At 69.6% G+C, this 16,484-nt stretch carries 15 protein-coding genes; 1 reads left to right on the forward strand and 14 read right to left on the reverse strand.

Annotation, left to right across the window (positions count from 1 at the left end):
* Window positions 1–909: 909 nt before the first annotated feature.
* The 10 genes from scpB to steA all read right to left on the reverse strand — a co-directional run bounded on the left by scpB (window position 910) and on the right by steA (window position 11,872).
* On the reverse strand, window positions 910–1,725 hold the full coding sequence (scpB, locus tag QH470_RS30940) for an SMC-Scp complex subunit ScpB (RefSeq protein ID WP_280275948.1): 816 nt from the start codon (window positions 1,723–1,725) through the stop codon (window positions 910–912).
* A 158-nt stretch (window positions 1,726–1,883) separates the two neighbouring features.
* Window positions 1,884–2,807 carry a segregation and condensation protein A gene (locus tag QH470_RS30945; protein ID WP_400182605.1) on the reverse strand — a complete coding sequence of 308 codons (924 nt, stop codon included), beginning with the start codon at window positions 2,805–2,807 and terminating at the stop codon, window positions 1,884–1,886.
* A complete protein-coding gene (locus tag QH470_RS30950) occupies window positions 2,804–3,775 on the reverse strand; it encodes a ParA family protein (RefSeq protein ID WP_280275910.1) in 972 nt (323 codons plus the stop codon). The genes QH470_RS30945 and QH470_RS30950 overlap by 4 nt, the downstream gene beginning before the upstream one ends.
* Before the next feature lie 270 nt (window positions 3,776–4,045).
* Complete coding sequence (locus tag QH470_RS30955) at window positions 4,046–5,416, reverse strand: acyltransferase domain-containing protein (protein WP_280275911.1); 1,371 nt, start codon at window positions 5,414–5,416, stop codon at window positions 4,046–4,048.
* Between the two features lie 182 nt (window positions 5,417–5,598).
* Window positions 5,599–6,567: a site-specific tyrosine recombinase XerD gene (xerD, locus tag QH470_RS30960; protein WP_280275912.1), complete on the reverse strand. Its 969-nt coding sequence runs from the start codon at window positions 6,565–6,567 to the stop codon at window positions 5,599–5,601.
* A gap of 65 nt (window positions 6,568–6,632) precedes the next feature.
* Window positions 6,633–6,941, reverse strand: a complete 309-nt coding sequence (locus QH470_RS30965) for a hypothetical protein (protein WP_280275913.1) — start codon at window positions 6,939–6,941, stop codon at window positions 6,633–6,635.
* Window positions 6,942–7,130: 189 nt separating this feature from the next.
* On the reverse strand, window positions 7,131–7,784 hold the full coding sequence (locus tag QH470_RS30970; protein WP_280275914.1) for an NUDIX domain-containing protein: 654 nt from the start codon (window positions 7,782–7,784) through the stop codon (window positions 7,131–7,133).
* Window positions 7,781–9,520, reverse strand: a complete 1,740-nt coding sequence (locus QH470_RS30975) for a CTP synthase (RefSeq protein WP_280275915.1) — start codon at window positions 9,518–9,520, stop codon at window positions 7,781–7,783. The genes QH470_RS30970 and QH470_RS30975 overlap by 4 nt, the downstream gene beginning before the upstream one ends.
* Before the next feature lie 207 nt (window positions 9,521–9,727).
* Window positions 9,728–10,648 (reverse strand): copper transporter, encoded by a 921-nt coding sequence (locus tag QH470_RS30980; protein ID WP_280275916.1) that lies wholly within the window; start codon window positions 10,646–10,648, stop codon window positions 9,728–9,730.
* 9 nt (window positions 10,649–10,657) lie between these two features.
* Complete coding sequence (steA, locus tag QH470_RS30985) at window positions 10,658–11,872, reverse strand: putative cytokinetic ring protein SteA (RefSeq protein ID WP_280275917.1); 1,215 nt, start codon at window positions 11,870–11,872, stop codon at window positions 10,658–10,660.
* Window positions 11,873–12,050: 178 nt separating this feature from the next.
* Here steA and QH470_RS30990 point away from each other — a divergent pair, with 178 nt between their 5' ends.
* Complete coding sequence (locus QH470_RS30990; RefSeq protein WP_280275918.1) at window positions 12,051–12,476, forward strand: SRPBCC family protein; 426 nt, start codon at window positions 12,051–12,053, stop codon at window positions 12,474–12,476.
* A gap of 10 nt (window positions 12,477–12,486) precedes the next feature.
* On the opposite strand, the gene recN is transcribed toward QH470_RS30990, so the two are convergent.
* From recN to QH470_RS31010, 4 genes are read right to left on the reverse strand one after another with little or no spacing between them, the layout of a single operon-like run.
* Window positions 12,487–14,265 carry a DNA repair protein RecN gene (gene recN, locus QH470_RS30995; RefSeq protein WP_280275919.1) on the reverse strand — a complete coding sequence of 593 codons (1,779 nt, stop codon included), beginning with the start codon at window positions 14,263–14,265 and terminating at the stop codon, window positions 12,487–12,489.
* Window positions 14,243–15,208, reverse strand: a complete 966-nt coding sequence (locus tag QH470_RS31000; RefSeq protein ID WP_280275920.1) for an NAD kinase — start codon at window positions 15,206–15,208, stop codon at window positions 14,243–14,245. Before QH470_RS31000 ends, recN begins: the two co-directional genes overlap by 23 nt.
* Window positions 15,205–16,026, reverse strand: coding sequence for a TlyA family RNA methyltransferase (locus QH470_RS31005; protein WP_280275921.1), 822 nt, complete (start codon window positions 16,024–16,026; stop codon window positions 15,205–15,207). Before QH470_RS31005 ends, QH470_RS31000 begins: the two co-directional genes overlap by 4 nt.
* 1 nt (window position 16,027) lies before the next feature.
* Window positions 16,028–16,336 carry a hypothetical protein gene (locus QH470_RS31010; RefSeq protein ID WP_280275922.1) on the reverse strand — a complete coding sequence of 103 codons (309 nt, stop codon included), beginning with the start codon at window positions 16,334–16,336 and terminating at the stop codon, window positions 16,028–16,030.
* Window positions 16,337–16,484 lie beyond the last annotated feature (148 nt).

Raw genomic sequence — 16,484 nt, forward strand, 5'->3', positions numbered from 1 at the left:
TACCCCCCCCCGCTCTTCCTAAAAACCACCACCCTGCTAACTACCCCCACGATCCTGCTAATAACCGCGGCCTTGGTAACTACCGCCCCGATCCTGCCAAAAACCACGACCCTGCGAGCTACCGCCACGGTCCTGCGAAAAACCACGACCCTGCGAGCTACCACCGCGGTCCTGCGAAAAACCACGACCCTGCGAGCTACCACCGCGATCCTGCGAAAAACCACGACCCAGCGAGCTACCACCGCGATCCTGCGAAAAGCCGCGGCCCTCCGAGCTACCGCCCCGGTCCTTCGAATAACCGCCGCGCCCTTGGGGATTGCCGCCGCCCGATGCTCCCCCGCGGCGCGGGAAGTCGCTCCGATCGGATCGATCCGAACCCGACCGTCCCCCGAAACCGCCGCGATCGTCCTGGCCCGCGCTGTAGCCGCGGCCTTGCCGATCCGAGCTGCCGCGTCCGGAGTAGCCACCGGTTCGGTCTCCCCGTGCCGAGTAGCCGCCGGCATCCCCGCCGCGTCCCGAGTAACCACTGTCCTTGTCTCCGCCGCGCCGGGAGTAACCGCCGCTGTCCCCACCGCGCCCGGAGTAGCCACCGCTCTTGTCCCCGCCACGGCCCGCGTAGCCGCCGCCGTCTCCGCCACGGCTGGAGTAACCGCCGCCGGTGTTCCCGCCGCGGCCGGAGTAGCCGCTTCCGCTGTCGCCGCGGCGACCGTAATTTCCGCCGGAGCCTTCGCCCCCGCGGCTGGAGTTTCCGCTGGGGCCGTCGCCCCCGCGACCCGAGTAGCCGCCGCGGCTTTCCCCGCGTGCACCCTGGGCGCCGCGCCCACGGGCGGAACCACGCGGTGGTTCGGCGCTACGTTTTCTGCGATCCGGTGTGCCATCTCGGCGAGCGGGTGTATTCACGTTGTCCTGTCAATCTTGTGAGCCGAGGTCGATGTCGGCCTCGGCGGGTTTCCTCAGCTTGGTGTACCGAGGGTCGGTGTCCAGGCTGTCGTTGATCTCGTCGATCAGGTCGACGCCCGGCAGCAGGGGCGCCAACGACGGCAGTTCCGTCAGCGACGCGAGCCCGATGCGTTCCAGGAACAGCTCGGTCGTGACGTACAGGGTGCCGTTGGTCTCCGGATCGGTCCCGGCCTCGGCGATGAGGCCGCGTGCCACCAGGGTCCGGATCACGCCGTCGACGTTCACTCCACGCACGGCGCTGACCCGTGCTCGCGTAACCGGTTGACGATAGGCGATGACCGCCAGAGTCTCCAAAGCGGCCCTGGTGAGTTTCGACCGCGCCCCGTCCAGCAGCATCCGCTCGACGTACGGCGCGAAGTCGGTTCGAGTGTAGTAACGCCACCCATCGCCCACGAATCGCAGGTCCATACCGCTGCGCCGCGCCGTCAACTCCGCCGACATCTCCCGCAACGCCGACTGCACCCGTTGCTCACTGTCGTCCAGCGCCGAAGCCAGCAAGTCCACCGGCGCCGGCGCGTCCACGATCAACAACATCGCCTCCAACGCCGCCCGGAACTCCTCGTCATCGAGAATTTCGGGCACGCCTTCCCGGTCCTCATCCGAGATCCCGACCGCGCTACCGTTCCGCCCGCGGTCCTCACCATCAAGGTCGACCGCCACCTCACCCGCATCACCGGAATCGACACGCGACTCCGCCCCGACACCCACCTCCACGTCAGCATGCGCCTGCGCCCCCACATCAACGCTCGCTTCGGTAGCCGCCATGTCGGCACCGGCATCACTCGCAGCAGCGGTACTGGTACCCACAGTCGTATCGGTGCCCGCGGCACGCACAAGTTCTGCCGCGATCTCCCCCGCGGTCTGCCGGACAGGTGCGGAAGTCCGATCCGCGTCGGCGGGGTTGATGGCCTCGCTGTCTTTCGTCACCCGTAGTCCTCGTCGATTGTCAGCGGTTGGGCGGGCTGGTCCTCCGGTTCACCGACCCAGCTGACCGCCAGTGGCCCGAGCGGGTCGGGCTGGTCGAATTCGATCGTCTTGCCTCGGTACAGCTCCAGCAGCGCCAGGAAACGGGCGACGATCTGGATCGGTACGTCGCAGTCGGCGCACAGTTCGGGGAAGGTGGTCCAGCCGCCCACCCCGCGGGTCTTCAGCATCTCCAGCACCAGCGCGGCCTGTTCGGCCACCGAGATGGCGTGGGCGTGCAGATGGTCCAGCCCCACCTTCGGCGTCGGCCGTGGCCGGAACGCCGCCGCGGCGACCTCGGCGAAACCGGCGGCGTCGACCCCCAGCGTAACGTCCGGCAGCAGCTCCAGGAATCGCTCCTCCAGCGACACCGCCCGCGGATACCTCCGCAGCGCCGCCTGCTCCAGCTCCCCCAGCAGCTCGGCGACCTGCTTGAACGCCCGGTATTGCAGCAACCGCGCGAACAGCAGGTCGCGGGCCTCCAGCAGTTCCAGATCGTCCTCGTCGGCGACCTCGCCGGCGGGCAGCAACCGCGCGGCCTTCAGATCCAGCAGCGTCGCGGCCACCACCAGGAATTCGGTGGTCTGGTCGAGGATCTTGTCCGCGCGCAGCGTCGGGTCGGCGTCCAGGCTCGCCGTCAGCACCTTGGTGTAGGCGATGAATTCGTCGGTGACCTGATGCAATGCCACCTCGGTGACGTCCAGCCGACGCTGGCTGATCAATTGCAGCAGCAGGTCGAACGGACCCTCGAAGTTGCTCAGCCGCAGATGGAATCCGGTCGATCTGTCCGGATTGTCCGGTGCGGCCGAATCATCGGCGGAACTCGGCGAATCCTGATCCGGGGCGGGCAAGTCCTGAACTGCTGGCTGGACGGTCTCCGTCACCGGCCCGACCGGTGGATGACTTCCCGTGCCATCGCCCTATACGCTTCCGCGCCAGCGGATTTCGGTGCCCAAGTGGTGATCGGCTCACCGGCCACGCTGGCATCCGGGAAGCGCACGGTCCGGTTGATCACGGTGTCGTACACCAGGTCACCGAACACCTCGACCACCCGGGACATGACCTGCCGCGAATGCAGCAATCGCGCGTCGAACATGGTGACCACGATGCCGGACAGGCTCAGTCGCGGGTTCAGCCGGTCCCGTACTTTCTCCACGGTGTCGGTGAGCAGCGCCAGCCCGCGCAGCGAGAAGTATTCGCACTCCATGGGAATGATCACGCCGTCGGCGCAGGCCAGCGCGTTGACGGTGAGCAAGCCCAGCGACGGCTGGCAGTCGATGAGGATGTAGTCGTAGCTGCCCCGCAGCGACGCCAGCGCGCGGCCCAGGGTCTGTTCCCGGCCGACCTCGTTGACCAGCTGGATCTCCGCGGCCGACAGGTCGATATTGCTGGGTAGCAGGTCCATGTGGTCGACCTTGGTCTTCATCAGCACATCGCCCGCGCCCGCGCGGCCGCCGACCAGCAGATTGTGCACAGTGAGGTCGAGATCGTGGTGCGCGACGCCCAAGCCCGCCGATAACGCGCCCTGCGGATCCAGATCGACCAGCAGCACGCGGCGCCCGTACTCGGCCAGCGCGGCACCGAGATTGATGGTGGAGGTGGTCTTGCCGACGCCGCCCTTCTGGTTGCACATGGCGACGATCAGCGCCTCGCCCTCCCCGGTCACGGGCGGAGGTTCCGGAATTTCGCGCAAGGGGCGACCGGTCGGGCCGAGTTCCGTGCCGTCCGCCACGATGTCCTTCGCCTCCCACAAGGTTTGGGCCGCCTGCTCGATGCGCGAGCCTGGCCGGGTCTGTGAAAGCGGTTCTGCCGCAGCTCTGATCGGCGGTTCGGCCGCGTCGGCTGTCGTCATATCCGCTGCTCCTTCAATTTTCCTGCCCAAATGCCCCGCCGAGCGCCGCGGGAAGTCTTTCCCACCCGACGTCACCCAGGGTCGCATCCAGACCCCATAGACGCTACCGCTTGTGAGCGCAAGACCTATGCTCGGACACGCTCTGTGAGCATGCCCGCAACATGGTCCGGCATCGAGTGTGAACATGAATACCGCATCGGAGTCAACACTAATCGTGGCCGCGACCGGCACCGACCGATTCCGGGAGGAGAGACCGGCCGGTCCGTGAGATCAGTCGGCAATCTCCTGCGGCGGCACGATCCAGTCGGGAATGTCCTCGCCGGTGTCCGCCGCGTCGGCGACCGCGCGCTGGGGAAATCCTTGCGGCGCGGCCGGACCGGGCTTCGTGACCGCGCCGTCGACGAGCAGGTCCCAGCGAAAGTGCAGGTCGCTCACGGCGACGGTGGCGAGGTTACGGGTGAATTCGGTGAGATCCTCAGCGTCGCGGCGGGAGGTGCCGACGAGCCGGAACCCGGTGTCGGGCACGTGCTCCGCCGCACGGGATCGGGCGGTGAACAGATTCTCCTGTACCGCCAGCGCGAGCATCGGGTTGTCGGCCAGTTCGACGAACAGGTCCGCGCTGTCCGCGGCGGCCATGGTGGCCTGGTCGAACCGCACCCGGTTGCGCAGGTTCAGGAACCAGAATTCCGCCTGCGGCAGGCCCGGCGGCATCCGGCCGCCGATGGTCGAGGCGAACAGCGGCATATCGGAGTCGTTGAAGGTCCACTCGTACAGGTGCTTTCGCACGCCCTCGACGGCGATCCGCCGATAGGGCGCGACGACGTCGGTGTGCGCCGGATAGTCGACGCGGATCTCCTTGGCGAATCGCGCGCTCGCCCGGACGGATTCGATGACCTCCAGCACCGCCGCCCGGTGACCCGAGACCGCGACGATATTGGGCGAGTTCACCACCGACAGTTTCAGCCAGCCGATATTGCGGGCGATGAGCGACTCACAGGCGGCGACGTCCACCCCGAGCACGGCCATCGTGTAGCCGCGCGGTGCGTGCTCGGCGATGAGGTCGGCGCGCACCTTCGTCGCCACCAGCGCGTCGCGCACGGTGCACATGCCGCACACCACGGCCGCCGCCAGCTCGCCCTGGCTGTGCCCGATCGTCACCGTCGGAGCGACGCCGGCCGCCAGCCACATCGCGGCCAGCCCGAGGGTGTGCATGAACAGCGCCGGTTGCAGCACGCCGATGTCGTCGGTGTACTGGTCGTCCTCGACCAGTAGATAGTGCAGCGGCTCGGGTGCTCCGAGTTCGTCGCCGAGGATGACCGCGCACTCGTCGACGCGGGCGCGGTAGGCCGCCGAGCGGTCGTAGTAGATCCGGCCCATGCCCGGCCGCTGGCTGCCCTGCCCGGGGAACACGAATCCGGTCCGCTGTGCGGTGGCCGGCCCGTCGCCGCGCACGACGGCCGGGTCGGCGTCGCCGGACACCGCGGCGTCCAGGGCGCGGCGCAGATCCTCGCGACCGGAGACCATGGCGAGCGCCCGGTGCGGCCGTACCGTACGGGTCCGCAGCAACGCCGCGGATATCTGATCGGCGCCCGCGTCGGGATGCTCGTCGAGATAGCCGCGCACCGCGACGGCTTCACGCATCAGCAGGTCGGAGTTCTCGGCGGAGAGTACGACGGGAATCCGCCCGTCCGGCAGCCTGTAGCTGGAAATGATTCTGCCTCCTGATCCGCCGCGAGCTAACCCGAGGAAACAATATGCCACAGGCCCGGTACCGGGATTCGCCAGTCCGGGTAACTTGAACTTCCGTTGAGATTCGGTCCGGGTCACCTGGCTCGCGGGTGCGCGGTCGCCCACACCTCGTGCAGAGTGTTCACCGTGACGAGCGTGTAGATCTGGGTGGTCGTCACCGATGCGTGCCCCAGCAGTTCCTGCACCACCCGGACGTCCGCACCGCCGTCGAGCAGGTGCGTCGCGAACGAATGCCGCAGGGTGTGCGGCGAGACCGTGGCGCCGATGCCCGCGCGTTCCGCCGCGTCCTGCAGCACCTGCCAGGCGCTCTGCCGCGACAGCCGGCCGCCGCGGGCATTGCAGAACAACGCCGGATTTCCCTTGCCGCGCAACGCCAGTGCGGGCCGGCCGCGGACCAGGTAGGCGTCCAGGGCCGCCAGCGCCGGGCGGCCGATCGGGACCATGCGCTGCTTGCCGCCCTTGCCGTGCAGCACGACCGCGCGGTCCGCGGTGTCGATGTCGTCGACGTCGAGCCCGACGACCTCGGAGATGCGGGCGCCGGTCGAGTACAGCAGCTCGAGCAGGGCGCGATCGCGCAGACCCCGCGGTCCCCCGTCTGCCTGCCCGGTACCGCCGGCCGCCTCCAGCAACCGCGAAACCTGGTCGTATGGAAGGGCTTTCGGCAATCGGCGGGCGGGGGCCGGCGGTTTGACCGCGTGCGCGACATCGCCCGCGGTGATGCCCTCGGCCGCGGCGAACCGGTGCAGCCCGCGCACCGCGACCAGGCCCCGGGCGGCCGAGCTGGCCGCCAGCGGCGGGTGTCCGTCGCCCCCGGCGCGCAAGGCCACCACGAAGTCGGCGATATCGCTCTCGGTGACCCGGTCCAACCCGTCGATCTCGCGCCGCGAGAGAAACTCCCGATACCGTTCGAGATCGCGCCGGTAGGCGCTGAAGGTGTTGCGCGCCGCGCCGCGCTCGACCGTCAGATGGTCGAGGTACGCCTGGATCTGCCGCTGCAACACCCGTCGCTCCCTACTGCCGCGTCCCCCGGTGCGGCTGGACATCCACGGGTCACATCATGGCAGCAGCACCCGGCTCCACGCCGGACGAGACACGCGTCCGCCCACCCCTACAGACTCAGGGCGGCCCGCAGCCGGGTGTCCAGCGCGTCCATTTCGTCGGCGGACAGCTCACCGGCCAGTTCGGCCAGCCACACCCGGTAGACCCGATGGAACTCGAGCGCGTCGGCCCAGCCGTGGCAGGTGTGGATGGTCAGCACGTGCCCCGGGTCGTCCTCGGCGAACGGGACGACATGCAGCCAGCGGTACGGCGAGGTGATCACCGCCGGGTCCGACACCACCACCACGGTGGTACGGCGCGGCGCCGGGGTGCCGTCGGGCAGCACCGGCGCGTACCGCCAGACCTCACCGCGTCTCATACGACCTCTCGCGCCCGGGCGGCCACCCGCGGATCCAGGGTGACCGACACCGGGTTCGCCTTGCGCATACCCACATGCATACCAGAGCGGCGCGAGACCAGGAACCCGGCGGCAACCCGGATCTGCGAGATTCGGATTGCATGAGTCGCATGCGCTTTCACCGTCCGGGCCGGACACCGACCGGTTCCGTTACTCCGCGGCGCGCGCCGCCTGCTCGGTCTTGCGTCGCAGGAACGCCGTCGGCATCCCCGGCCACGGCGCGTCGGCCGGGCGCAGCGGAATCTCCCGGGCACGCGCGGTGGACAGCGCCAGCACGCCCGCCACCGCGGTCGCGTTGACGATCTCACCGGCGAGCGCCGCGCGCACTGCCGCGTCCAGCGGCAACCGCACGATCTCGATGTCCGCCTCCTCCAATTCCGGCTCGGGACGGTCGGTTTCGTGCAGTCCGGTGGCGAGATAGATGCGCAGCGATTCGTCGGTGAAGCCCGGCGACAGAGCCACATCGACCAGCACCGACCACTCCCGGGCGGCGAGGCCGGTCTCTTCGGCGAGTTCGCGGCGGGCCGCGGCGAGCGGATCCTCGCCGGGCTGGTCGAGCAGGCCGGCGGGCAACTCGAGCAGGCGGCGGCCCACCGGGTGCCGGTACTGGTTGATCAGCACCACGTTGCCGTCGTCGTCCAGCGCGGCGACGGCGACGGCGCCGTGATGCTCGATCACCTCGCGTTCGGCGACCCGCCCGCCCGGCATCGCCACCTGGTCCAGCCGCAGCGCCAGGATCGCACCCGAGTACACCGTGCGGCTGGCGACCGTCTCGAAGTCGTGGCTGCCGGGAGTCGCGGTCACCGGGCGACCCGCTCCCCCTCGTCGACGGTGATGTCACCCTCGATGTCGACCGGAAGCCGTTCGGCCGCCTTGTATTTCAGCGCGGCGTTGACCAGCCCGGCGAACAGCGGATGCGGGCGGGTGGGGCGACTCTTCAATTCCGGATGCGCCTGGGTGGCAACGAAATACGGGTGCCGGTCGGCGGGCAGTTCGACGAACTCGACCAGATGCCCGTCCGGGGAGGTGCCGCTGAACCGCAGGCCGCTCTGGGCGATCTTGTCGCGGTAGGCGTTGTTCACCTCGAAGCGATGCCGATGCCGCTCGGACACCTCGGTAGCTCCGTACGCCTGCGCCACCACCGAATCCGGTTGCAGCACAGCGGGATACGCGCCCAGCCGCATGGTGCCGCCGAGGTCCGCCTCCCCGGCCACGGCCTGCTGCTGGTCGGCCATGGTCGAGATCACCGGGTGCTCGGTGTCGGGCTCGAACTCGGCCGAGTTCGCGTCCTCCAGACCGACCGAGCGGGCCGCCTCGATCACCATGCACTGCAGCCCCAGGCACAGTCCGAGCAGCGGAATGCCGCGGGTGCGCGCGTAGTGGATGGCGCCGACCTTGCCCTCGATGCCGCGGATGCCGAACCCGCCCGGGATGAGCACGGCGTCCACATCGTGCAGGTGCTGCTGGGCGCCGGCGGGCGTCTCGCACTCGTCGGACTGGACCCAGCGGATATTCACCTTCGCCTTGGCCGCGAAGCCGCCCGAGCGCAGCGCCTCGGTCACCGACAGGTAGGCGTCGGGCAGATCCACGTACTTGCCGACCAGCGCGACGGTGACGTGCTCGCGAGGATTGTGCACCCGGTCGAGCAGATCGCCCCACACGGTCCAGTCCACGTCGCGGAACGGCAGGCCCAGCTTGCGCACCACATAGGCGTCCAGGCCCTCGCGGTGCAGCACGCGCGGGATGTCGTAGATCGACGGCGCGTCCGGGGTCGAGATGCAGGCGTCGACGTCGACATCGCACATCAGGGCGATCTTGTTCTTCAGCCCCGGCGGCACCTCGCGATCGCAGCGCAGGATCAGCGCGTCGGGCTGGATACCGATGTTGCGCAGCGCGGCGACGGAGTGCTGGGTCGGCTTGGTCTTCAGCTCGCCCGACGGCGCCAGGTAGGGCACCAGGGTGACGTGCAGGAAGAAGACGTTCTCCCGCCCCACCTCGTGCCGGATCTGCCGGGCCGCCTCCAGGAAGGGCTGCGACTCGATATCGCCGACGGTACCGCCGATCTCGACGATCACCACGTCCGGGACCTGGCCGTACAGATCCGGGCCGACGGTGGCCAGCACCCGGCTCTTGATCTCGTCGGTGATGTGCGGGATCACCTGGACGGTGTCGCCGAGATACTCGCCGCGGCGTTCCTTGGCGATCACCGACGAATAGACCTGACCGGTGGTGACATTGGCGTCCTGCGACAGATCCCGGTCGAGGAAGCGCTCGTAGTGGCCGACGTCGAGATCCGTCTCCGCGCCGTCCTCGGTCACGAACACCTCACCGTGCTGGAAGGGGTTCATGGTGCCGGGATCGACGTTGAGATAGGGATCGAGCTTCTGCATCGTCACGCGCAGACCGCGCGCGGTGAGCAGTTGGCCGAGGCTGGAGGCGGTAAGTCCCTTACCCAGAGAGGAGGCGACACCACCACTGACGAAGATGAGCTTGGTGGCAGTCTGATGGGGAGAGAGCGCCGGAATCCGTGATTGACCCACGGGACTTCACGTTAACACGAAAAACGCTTGCGAAGCGCACGCCACGCGAGGTAGCCGCGGGATGGCTGGCACTTCTTTCGTCACTTCCGCCCCACCCGGCGCTGCGGGCACATCGACCCCGCCTGCCCCGGCAACGGCCGGGTCGGCAGGGTCGTCAACGCCCCTCCACACGATTGTCCGGATGTGTGCCGCGCGAGGCCCCGAGCGTCACTGCGGCGCGGCGGCGACGGTCAGCGAACTCGCCCGGTCCCCCGTGCCGTAGCGGCCGATCACGCCGTTCAGCTGCTCGCCGAGCGCGAGTGCCGTTGTGACGCGGCCGATCTCGTAATCGACATTGTCGACCGTGGTGACCGCCGCGCCGAGCTGGGAATCGCCGCGCACGACGGCGATCGGGCCCGACCCCGCGGCGGCGCCCGACCGTCCGGCCAGCACCACACCGGCGGCGCGCCCCTTCAGGCCCCCGGCGAAACGGCCGACGATCGACCCGCGGTTGTTCTCGTCGGCCCGCGCGCCGTCGCCGGTCACCACCACGGCGAGCTGCGCGGGGTGCACCGTGTCGGCGGTGAGGAACCCGCCGCCCCGCAGCGTGTCGAGGATCAATCCGCGTTCCTGATCGGTGGCGCGGGGCTGCCCGCTGCCGGGATCGGTGAGCAGTGCCACGCCCAGCAGGTCGCCGGCCAGGCTGCCTTGATCGACGGCTCCGGTGGGCAGTTGCGCGCCCGCTGGGATCATGTTCGTGAGCGCGGTGCGCAGCCGGTCGCCCTGCCCGGAGTCCACGAACGCGTCGGTCAGCGCGACCTTGCCGCCGACCACCGCGCCGGCCGTCGTCAGCGACTTGGTGACCGCCTCGGCGTCGGCGGCATCGGCGTCGGGCGTGGTGAACACCAGCACCGTGCGGTCGGTCAGCGTCCCGGCCAGCAACCGTCCCGCAGACCGCGCGATGAAGGCGTCTGCGGCCCGTAATCGGTCGGTGAGTTCGCCGTTCTCGGCTGCCAGCGACCCGGCTCGCCGGTCACTCCGGTCGGTCTGCAAGGGGCCGGCGCGCAGTTGTGCGCCCAGTACCACGCCGACCGCGACCGCGAGCAGCACCGCGGCGATCGGAACGGCGTGCCGTCGTAGCGAAATCACCTGTCCCCCTTACAGTTTTCGGTCCAGCAGTCCTCGCGCCCAGGATTCGGCGTGCTGCCAGGTGTCGCGCGCCCAGTCCAGCGCCGCGCCGCCGGTGTGCTGCGAGACCAGCAGGGCCACGATCAACGCGATCAGCGCCGCCAGCACCAGCAGTGCCGCCGCCCAGCCCGAGGTCTGGTGCCGGTACAGCGTCGCGACGGCCTTCGCGTCCATGAGCTTCGACCCGGCCTTGAGCCTGGTCAGGAATGTCGCCGGGTTGGATTCGCGGCGGCTGCGGTCGAAGAAGTCGTCCAGCGAGGCGGCCGCGCCGCAGGTGACGATGAGCGACGCGCCGTGGTGGTCGGCGAGCAGCAGCGCCAGATCCGTCGCCGAACCCGACGACGGGAACGTGGTGGCGCCGATGCCCAAATCCTGGATGCGCTCCAGGCCCTTGGCGTGCCCGTCGGTGTCGGCGGGCAGGATCACCTCGGCGCCGCACTTCAGCGTGGTTGCGGTGATCTCCTCGGGATCGCCGACGATCAGGTCCGGCCGGTAGCCGCAGCGCGTCAGCGTGTCGGCGCCGCGGCCCACCCCGACCAGGATCGGCGCGTACTCCTTGATGAAGGGCTTGAGCGATTTCAAATCGTCTCGATGGTCGGACCCGTCGGCGACCACCACGACATGCCGCTTGCGCATGGATAATTCGAGGTCCGGCATGCCGAGACCGTCGATCAGCAAGGCACTTTCGGTGCGGACGAACTCGATCGTGTTGCCCGCGAACGCTTCCAGGTGGTCGGCCAGGCCGTTGCGGGCGGCGATCATGCGCTCGGCGATCGCCGATTCGGTCAACTCGATGCCCTCGACCAGTGCTTCCGGCACCTTCTTGGTGAGCCGGTCGGCGTAGACGACGCCCTCGTCGACCCGGACCTTCACCCCGTCCTTGATCTTGGTGAAGACGTCCGAGGACACCGCGTCCAGCAGCAGAATCCCGTTGGCCACCAGCACTTCCGGGCCCAGATTCGGATAGCGTCCGGAAATCGACGGGGAGGCGTTCACGACGGCCACCACGCCCGCCTCGACCAGCTGGTCGGCGGTGAGCCGATCCAGATCCATCTCGTCGAGCACCACGACGTCGCCCGGTCCGACCCGTTTGAGCAGACGCCGGGTGTTGCGGTCGACCCGGGCTATCCCGGACACACCGGGCAGCGTTTCGGTGCTTCTCGACAGCAGTGCCAGCATCTTCATGACGTCCGATGATGAGCCCAAACCCTCAACCCGTGGTGGAGGCGCGCCGATTTCCGCTACCTGATTCGTCACAGTGATGCCAGCGACGCGCCAGCTACGGGCTCGAGGGGGTACCGATATGCTGTGCCACACGGCACACCGGCGGCCCGCACGGGTACGCACGCTCGAAGGAGAAGTCATGGCAAGCACCACCCTCGACACCGTCGTTCCCGCCCCGCGCGAGGTGGTGTACAAACTGTTCACCGAGCGCGACAGCCTCAACGGCTATCTGCCGGTCAAGTTCACCCTGAAGCAGCCCGGCTCGCCCGAGCCCGCCGGTGTCGGCGCCCGCTACCGCGTCGGTCTCGGCGGCGTCGGCATCACCGAGGAGACCACCGAACTGGTCCCCAACGAGCGCATGGCGTACAAGATCGTCGCCGGCGCGCCCGTCCGCAGCCACACCGGCACCATCACCTTCGCCGACGCTCCCGGCGGCGGCACCCTGGTGACCTACCGCATGGACTCCGATCCCAAGGTCCCCGTCCCCGCGGCCCTCACCCAGCTCCTCCTGAAGGGCCTCATCAGCCCGTTCCTCAGCGCCGCCCGCAAGGCCGCCGTCAAGTAGCGGGAGATCCTCAGCTGGCGGCGGGTGTGCTGTCCTTCTCCGTACGGGCGGTCTCCAGGAGTTCTTCGGCGTGGGCGCGGCCGGTTTCGGTGTCGTCCAGGCCGGCGAGCATGCGGGCCAGTTCTTTCACTCGTTCGTCGTTGGTGAGGGCGTGGACGCCGCTGTTGACGCCCTTACCGTCGTCAACCTTGTCGACCACCAGGTGGGTGTCGGCGAAGGCGGCCACCTGCGGCAGGTGAGTGACCACGATGACCTGGTGGGTGCGGGCCAGCCGGGCCAGGCGGCGGCCGATCTCGACCGCGGCGCGGCCGCCCACCCCGGCGTCGACCTCGTCGAACACCATGGTGGCGCCGTGCTCGGAGCTGGACAGCACCACCTCGAGCGCCAGCATCACCCGCGACAGCTCACCCCCGGACGCGCTCTTGCTCAACGGCAGCGACTGCGCCCCCGAGTGCGCCGACAGCCGGAACTCCACCTCGTCGACACCGGCGGCCCCGGCGTGTAATTCCTTGCCGTCCACCGTGATCGGGGCCGAATCCTGGGCCGCGGCGGGCACCGGCCGCACCGCCACCTCGAGCTTGGCGCGGCCCATCGCCAGGCCGGACAATTCGGAACTCACCGCCGCGGCCAGCTTCTTGGCGGCCTTCGTCCGCGCGGCGGACAGCTTCTTCGCCGTCTCGCGCACCTGATCCGCGGCGTTCTCCACCTCGGCGGCGAGGGCGGCGAGGGCCTCGTCGGATACGTCGAGCGAGTCCAGGCGGCCCCGCGCCTCCTCGGCCCAGGCGCGCACACCGTCGATATCGGGCGCGTATTTCCTTGTCAGCGTTTTCAATTCGGCCTGCCGGTTCAGCAGCGAGTCCAGCGCGCTCGGATCCGACGGCAGATCCGACAGATAGGTGCTGAGTTCGGTGGTGACGTCGACCACCACCGAGATCGCCTCGCCGAGCCGCGGCGCCAGCTCCGCCAGCGCCCGATCCTCCGCCGATTCCAGCCGGGCCCGCGCGCTGCCGAGCAGATCCAGCGCCCCCGAGCCCTCACCTGGCGAATCGGCCGGACCGGCCAGCGCGTCGTGCGCCGAGGTCGCCGACTCGCGCAGCGAATCCAGATCCGACAACCGGCGCACCTCGGCGACGATGCGCTCGTCCTCGCCGGGTTCCGGTGCGATGGAGTCGATCTCGTCCAGCGAGTACTTCAGCCGGTCGGCCTCCAGCGCCAGTTCGCGGCTGCGTGCGGTGCGCTCCAGCAGTTCCGCGCGCGCTTGCAGCCAGGTCCGGCGGGCCAGCTGATACTTGCGCAGCAACCCGTCCATCGCCGCCCCGGCGAACTGGTCGAGGGCCCGCAGCTGCTGTTCGGGGCGCTGCAGGCGGAGCTGGTCGTTCTGGCCGTGCACGGTGAGCAGCGGCGCGGTGAAATCGTTCAGCACCGCCGCGGGCACACTGCGCCCGCCCAGGTGCGCGCGCGAGCGCCCGTCGCTGCCGACGGTCCGCACGGCGATGATGCTGCCGTCGTCATCGCGTTGCGCCCCAGCCGATTCCAGTACCTTCTCGACCTCGTCGCGGGCGCCGTCGTGCACCTCGTCGACGGTGAACCTGCCCTCCACGACGGCCCGCGCGGCGCCCTGGCGCACCCGGCCCGCGTCGGCGCGCGCCCCGCCGAGCAGGTGCAGGCTCGTCACCACCATCGTCTTGCCCGCGCCCGTCTCGCCGGTCAGGCAGGTCAGCCCCGCGTGGAATTGCGCTGTGGCGGTGGAAATGACGCCCAGGCCGTCAATCCTGATCTCTGTCAGCACTCGTGCTCTCCGTTCGGCCCGACCGCTCCGGCGACCGACCTCGCCAGCCGGTCACGGGCAGTTGGAATTTGCGCACCATCCGGTCGGCGAAGGGCGCGGAATCCAGCCGCACCCAATGCACCGGCTCGGTCCCCCGCACCGCCTCGAACCGCCCGCCCTTCGGCAGCGCGAGCGTGCGGCGGCCGTCCAGGAAAACGATCGCGTCATGGCCCGTCGCCACGGTTTCCACCGCGATGCGCGACTCCGGGCTGGTCACCAGCGGCCGCGCGAACAGGGCGTGGGCGTTGCTCGGGATCACGAGCAGCGCCTCCAGTTCCGGCCACACCACCGGGCCGCCCGCGGAGAACGCGTAGGCGGTGGAACCGGTCGGGGTCGCGATCAACACCCCGTCGCAGCCGAATTGGGACACGGGGCGGCCGTCGACCTCCAGCACCACCTCCAGCACGCCCATCCGGGCGGCGTTCTCGATGCTGGCCTCGTTCAGGGCCCATCCGCGTTCCACGACTACATCATCGACGCGGACACTGACATCTATCGTCATCCGCCGCTCGATGCGGTAATCGCCGCGCACCACCTGGGCCAGCGCGTCGTCGAGATGCTCGGCCTCGGCCTCGGTGAGAAAACCGATGCGGCCCAGGTTGATTCCCAGCACCGGCACCCGCGCCGCGCGAGCCATCTCCGCGGCGCGCAGGAAAGTGCCGTCACCGCCGAGCGCCAGCACCATCTCACAGCCCGCGGCGGCGTCCGGGCCGTGCGAGACGACCTGCACCGGAAAACCGTCGGGGGTGCCGGTCTCGTCGCAGTCCAGCCGGGTGCTGTAGGCCTCGTCCTCCAGCAGGCGCAGCCCGATTCCGGCGTCCTCGAAGATCTTCGCCATCCGGTGCGCGGTCTCGGTGAGTTCCGGGCGGCCGGGATGCGCGACGAGCAGGATGTCCCGTTTCACTGTGGCCCCTCCTCGACCGCCCGCCGCACCAGCGCCGCGACATCCTGCTCCGCGACGTGGCCGCCGATTTCCTTGCGCAACCACAGGAAGTATTCGACATTGCCGGACGGCCCGGGCAGCGGGCTGGCCACCACACCGTGCGTCGCCAGCCCGAGGTTCGCGGCCGCGGCCGCCACCTCGCGCACCGCCTCGGCCCGCAGTTCCGGATCACGCACCACGCCGCCGGAGCCTACTCGCTGCTTGCCCACCTCGAATTGCGGTTTCACCATGGGCAACAGGTCCGCTCCGGGCGCGCAGCACTGCGCCAAGGCCGGCAGGACCAGCCCCAGCGAGATGAACGACAGATCGGCGACCACGAGTTCGACAGTCCCGCCGATCGCGTCGGCCGTCAACGACCGCACATTGGTGCGATCGTGAATCCGTACCCGGTCGTCGTTCTGCAACCGCCAGATCAGCTGGCCGTAGCCGACGTCCACCGCCACCACCTCGCGAGCGCCCCGCGCCAGCAGCACATCGGTGAAGCCGCCGGTCGAGGCGCCGGCATCGAGGCAGCGCCGTCCCGAGACGGTGACGCCCTGCGGTTCGAACGCCGCGAGCGCGCCCAGTAGTTTGTGCGCGCCCCGCGATGCCCACTGCACCTCGTCGGGTTCCTCGCGCACCAGCAGCGGGATACCCGGTTCCACGGCCGTCGCGGGCTTGGACGCGACCGTGCCGTTGATCAGGACGCGGCCCGCGCCGATCAGCTCGACCGCGTGCTCCCGCGACCGCGCCAATCCGCGGCGAACCAGTTCGGCGTCCACCCGCGCGCGCCTGGCCAACTCAGATCTTGTCCACCGTCGCCAGGGCCTGGACCAGCACCTCGTGTGCCTGCTCCAGGATGCGGGCCCGCCGGGTGATGTCGGTGCCCGCGTTCGCCGAGGTCGGCAGCGCGGCCGCCAGGCCCGCCGACTCCGAACTGCGCGCTCCCGCAGACAGTTCCGCCAGCAGGGCATCGATCTCCGTGCGCACCTGCTGGGGGTCGGCGAACTCCGCGGGGTTCGCGCCCCCCACATGCTGACCGGGCAGCGGAACGCCCGGGCGGGGCCCGTGCGACCCGGATTCGTGCGGACGAGACATCGGGGTAGTCATGGTGCCGACAACGCTACCGGAATTCGGATTCGAACACGCGTTCCGACCGGGATTCCGGGCGTGCCTCCGCGAATCACGTTCGTGCCGGCGCCAGAGTCAGAGCGATCCGACCCAGGTCGAGGCGACGGTGCCCAGTTCGTCGCTCGTG

It is taken from the genome of Nocardia wallacei (assembly GCF_029868745.1).
Classification (GTDB): domain Bacteria; phylum Actinomycetota; class Actinomycetes; order Mycobacteriales; family Mycobacteriaceae; genus Nocardia; species Nocardia wallacei_B.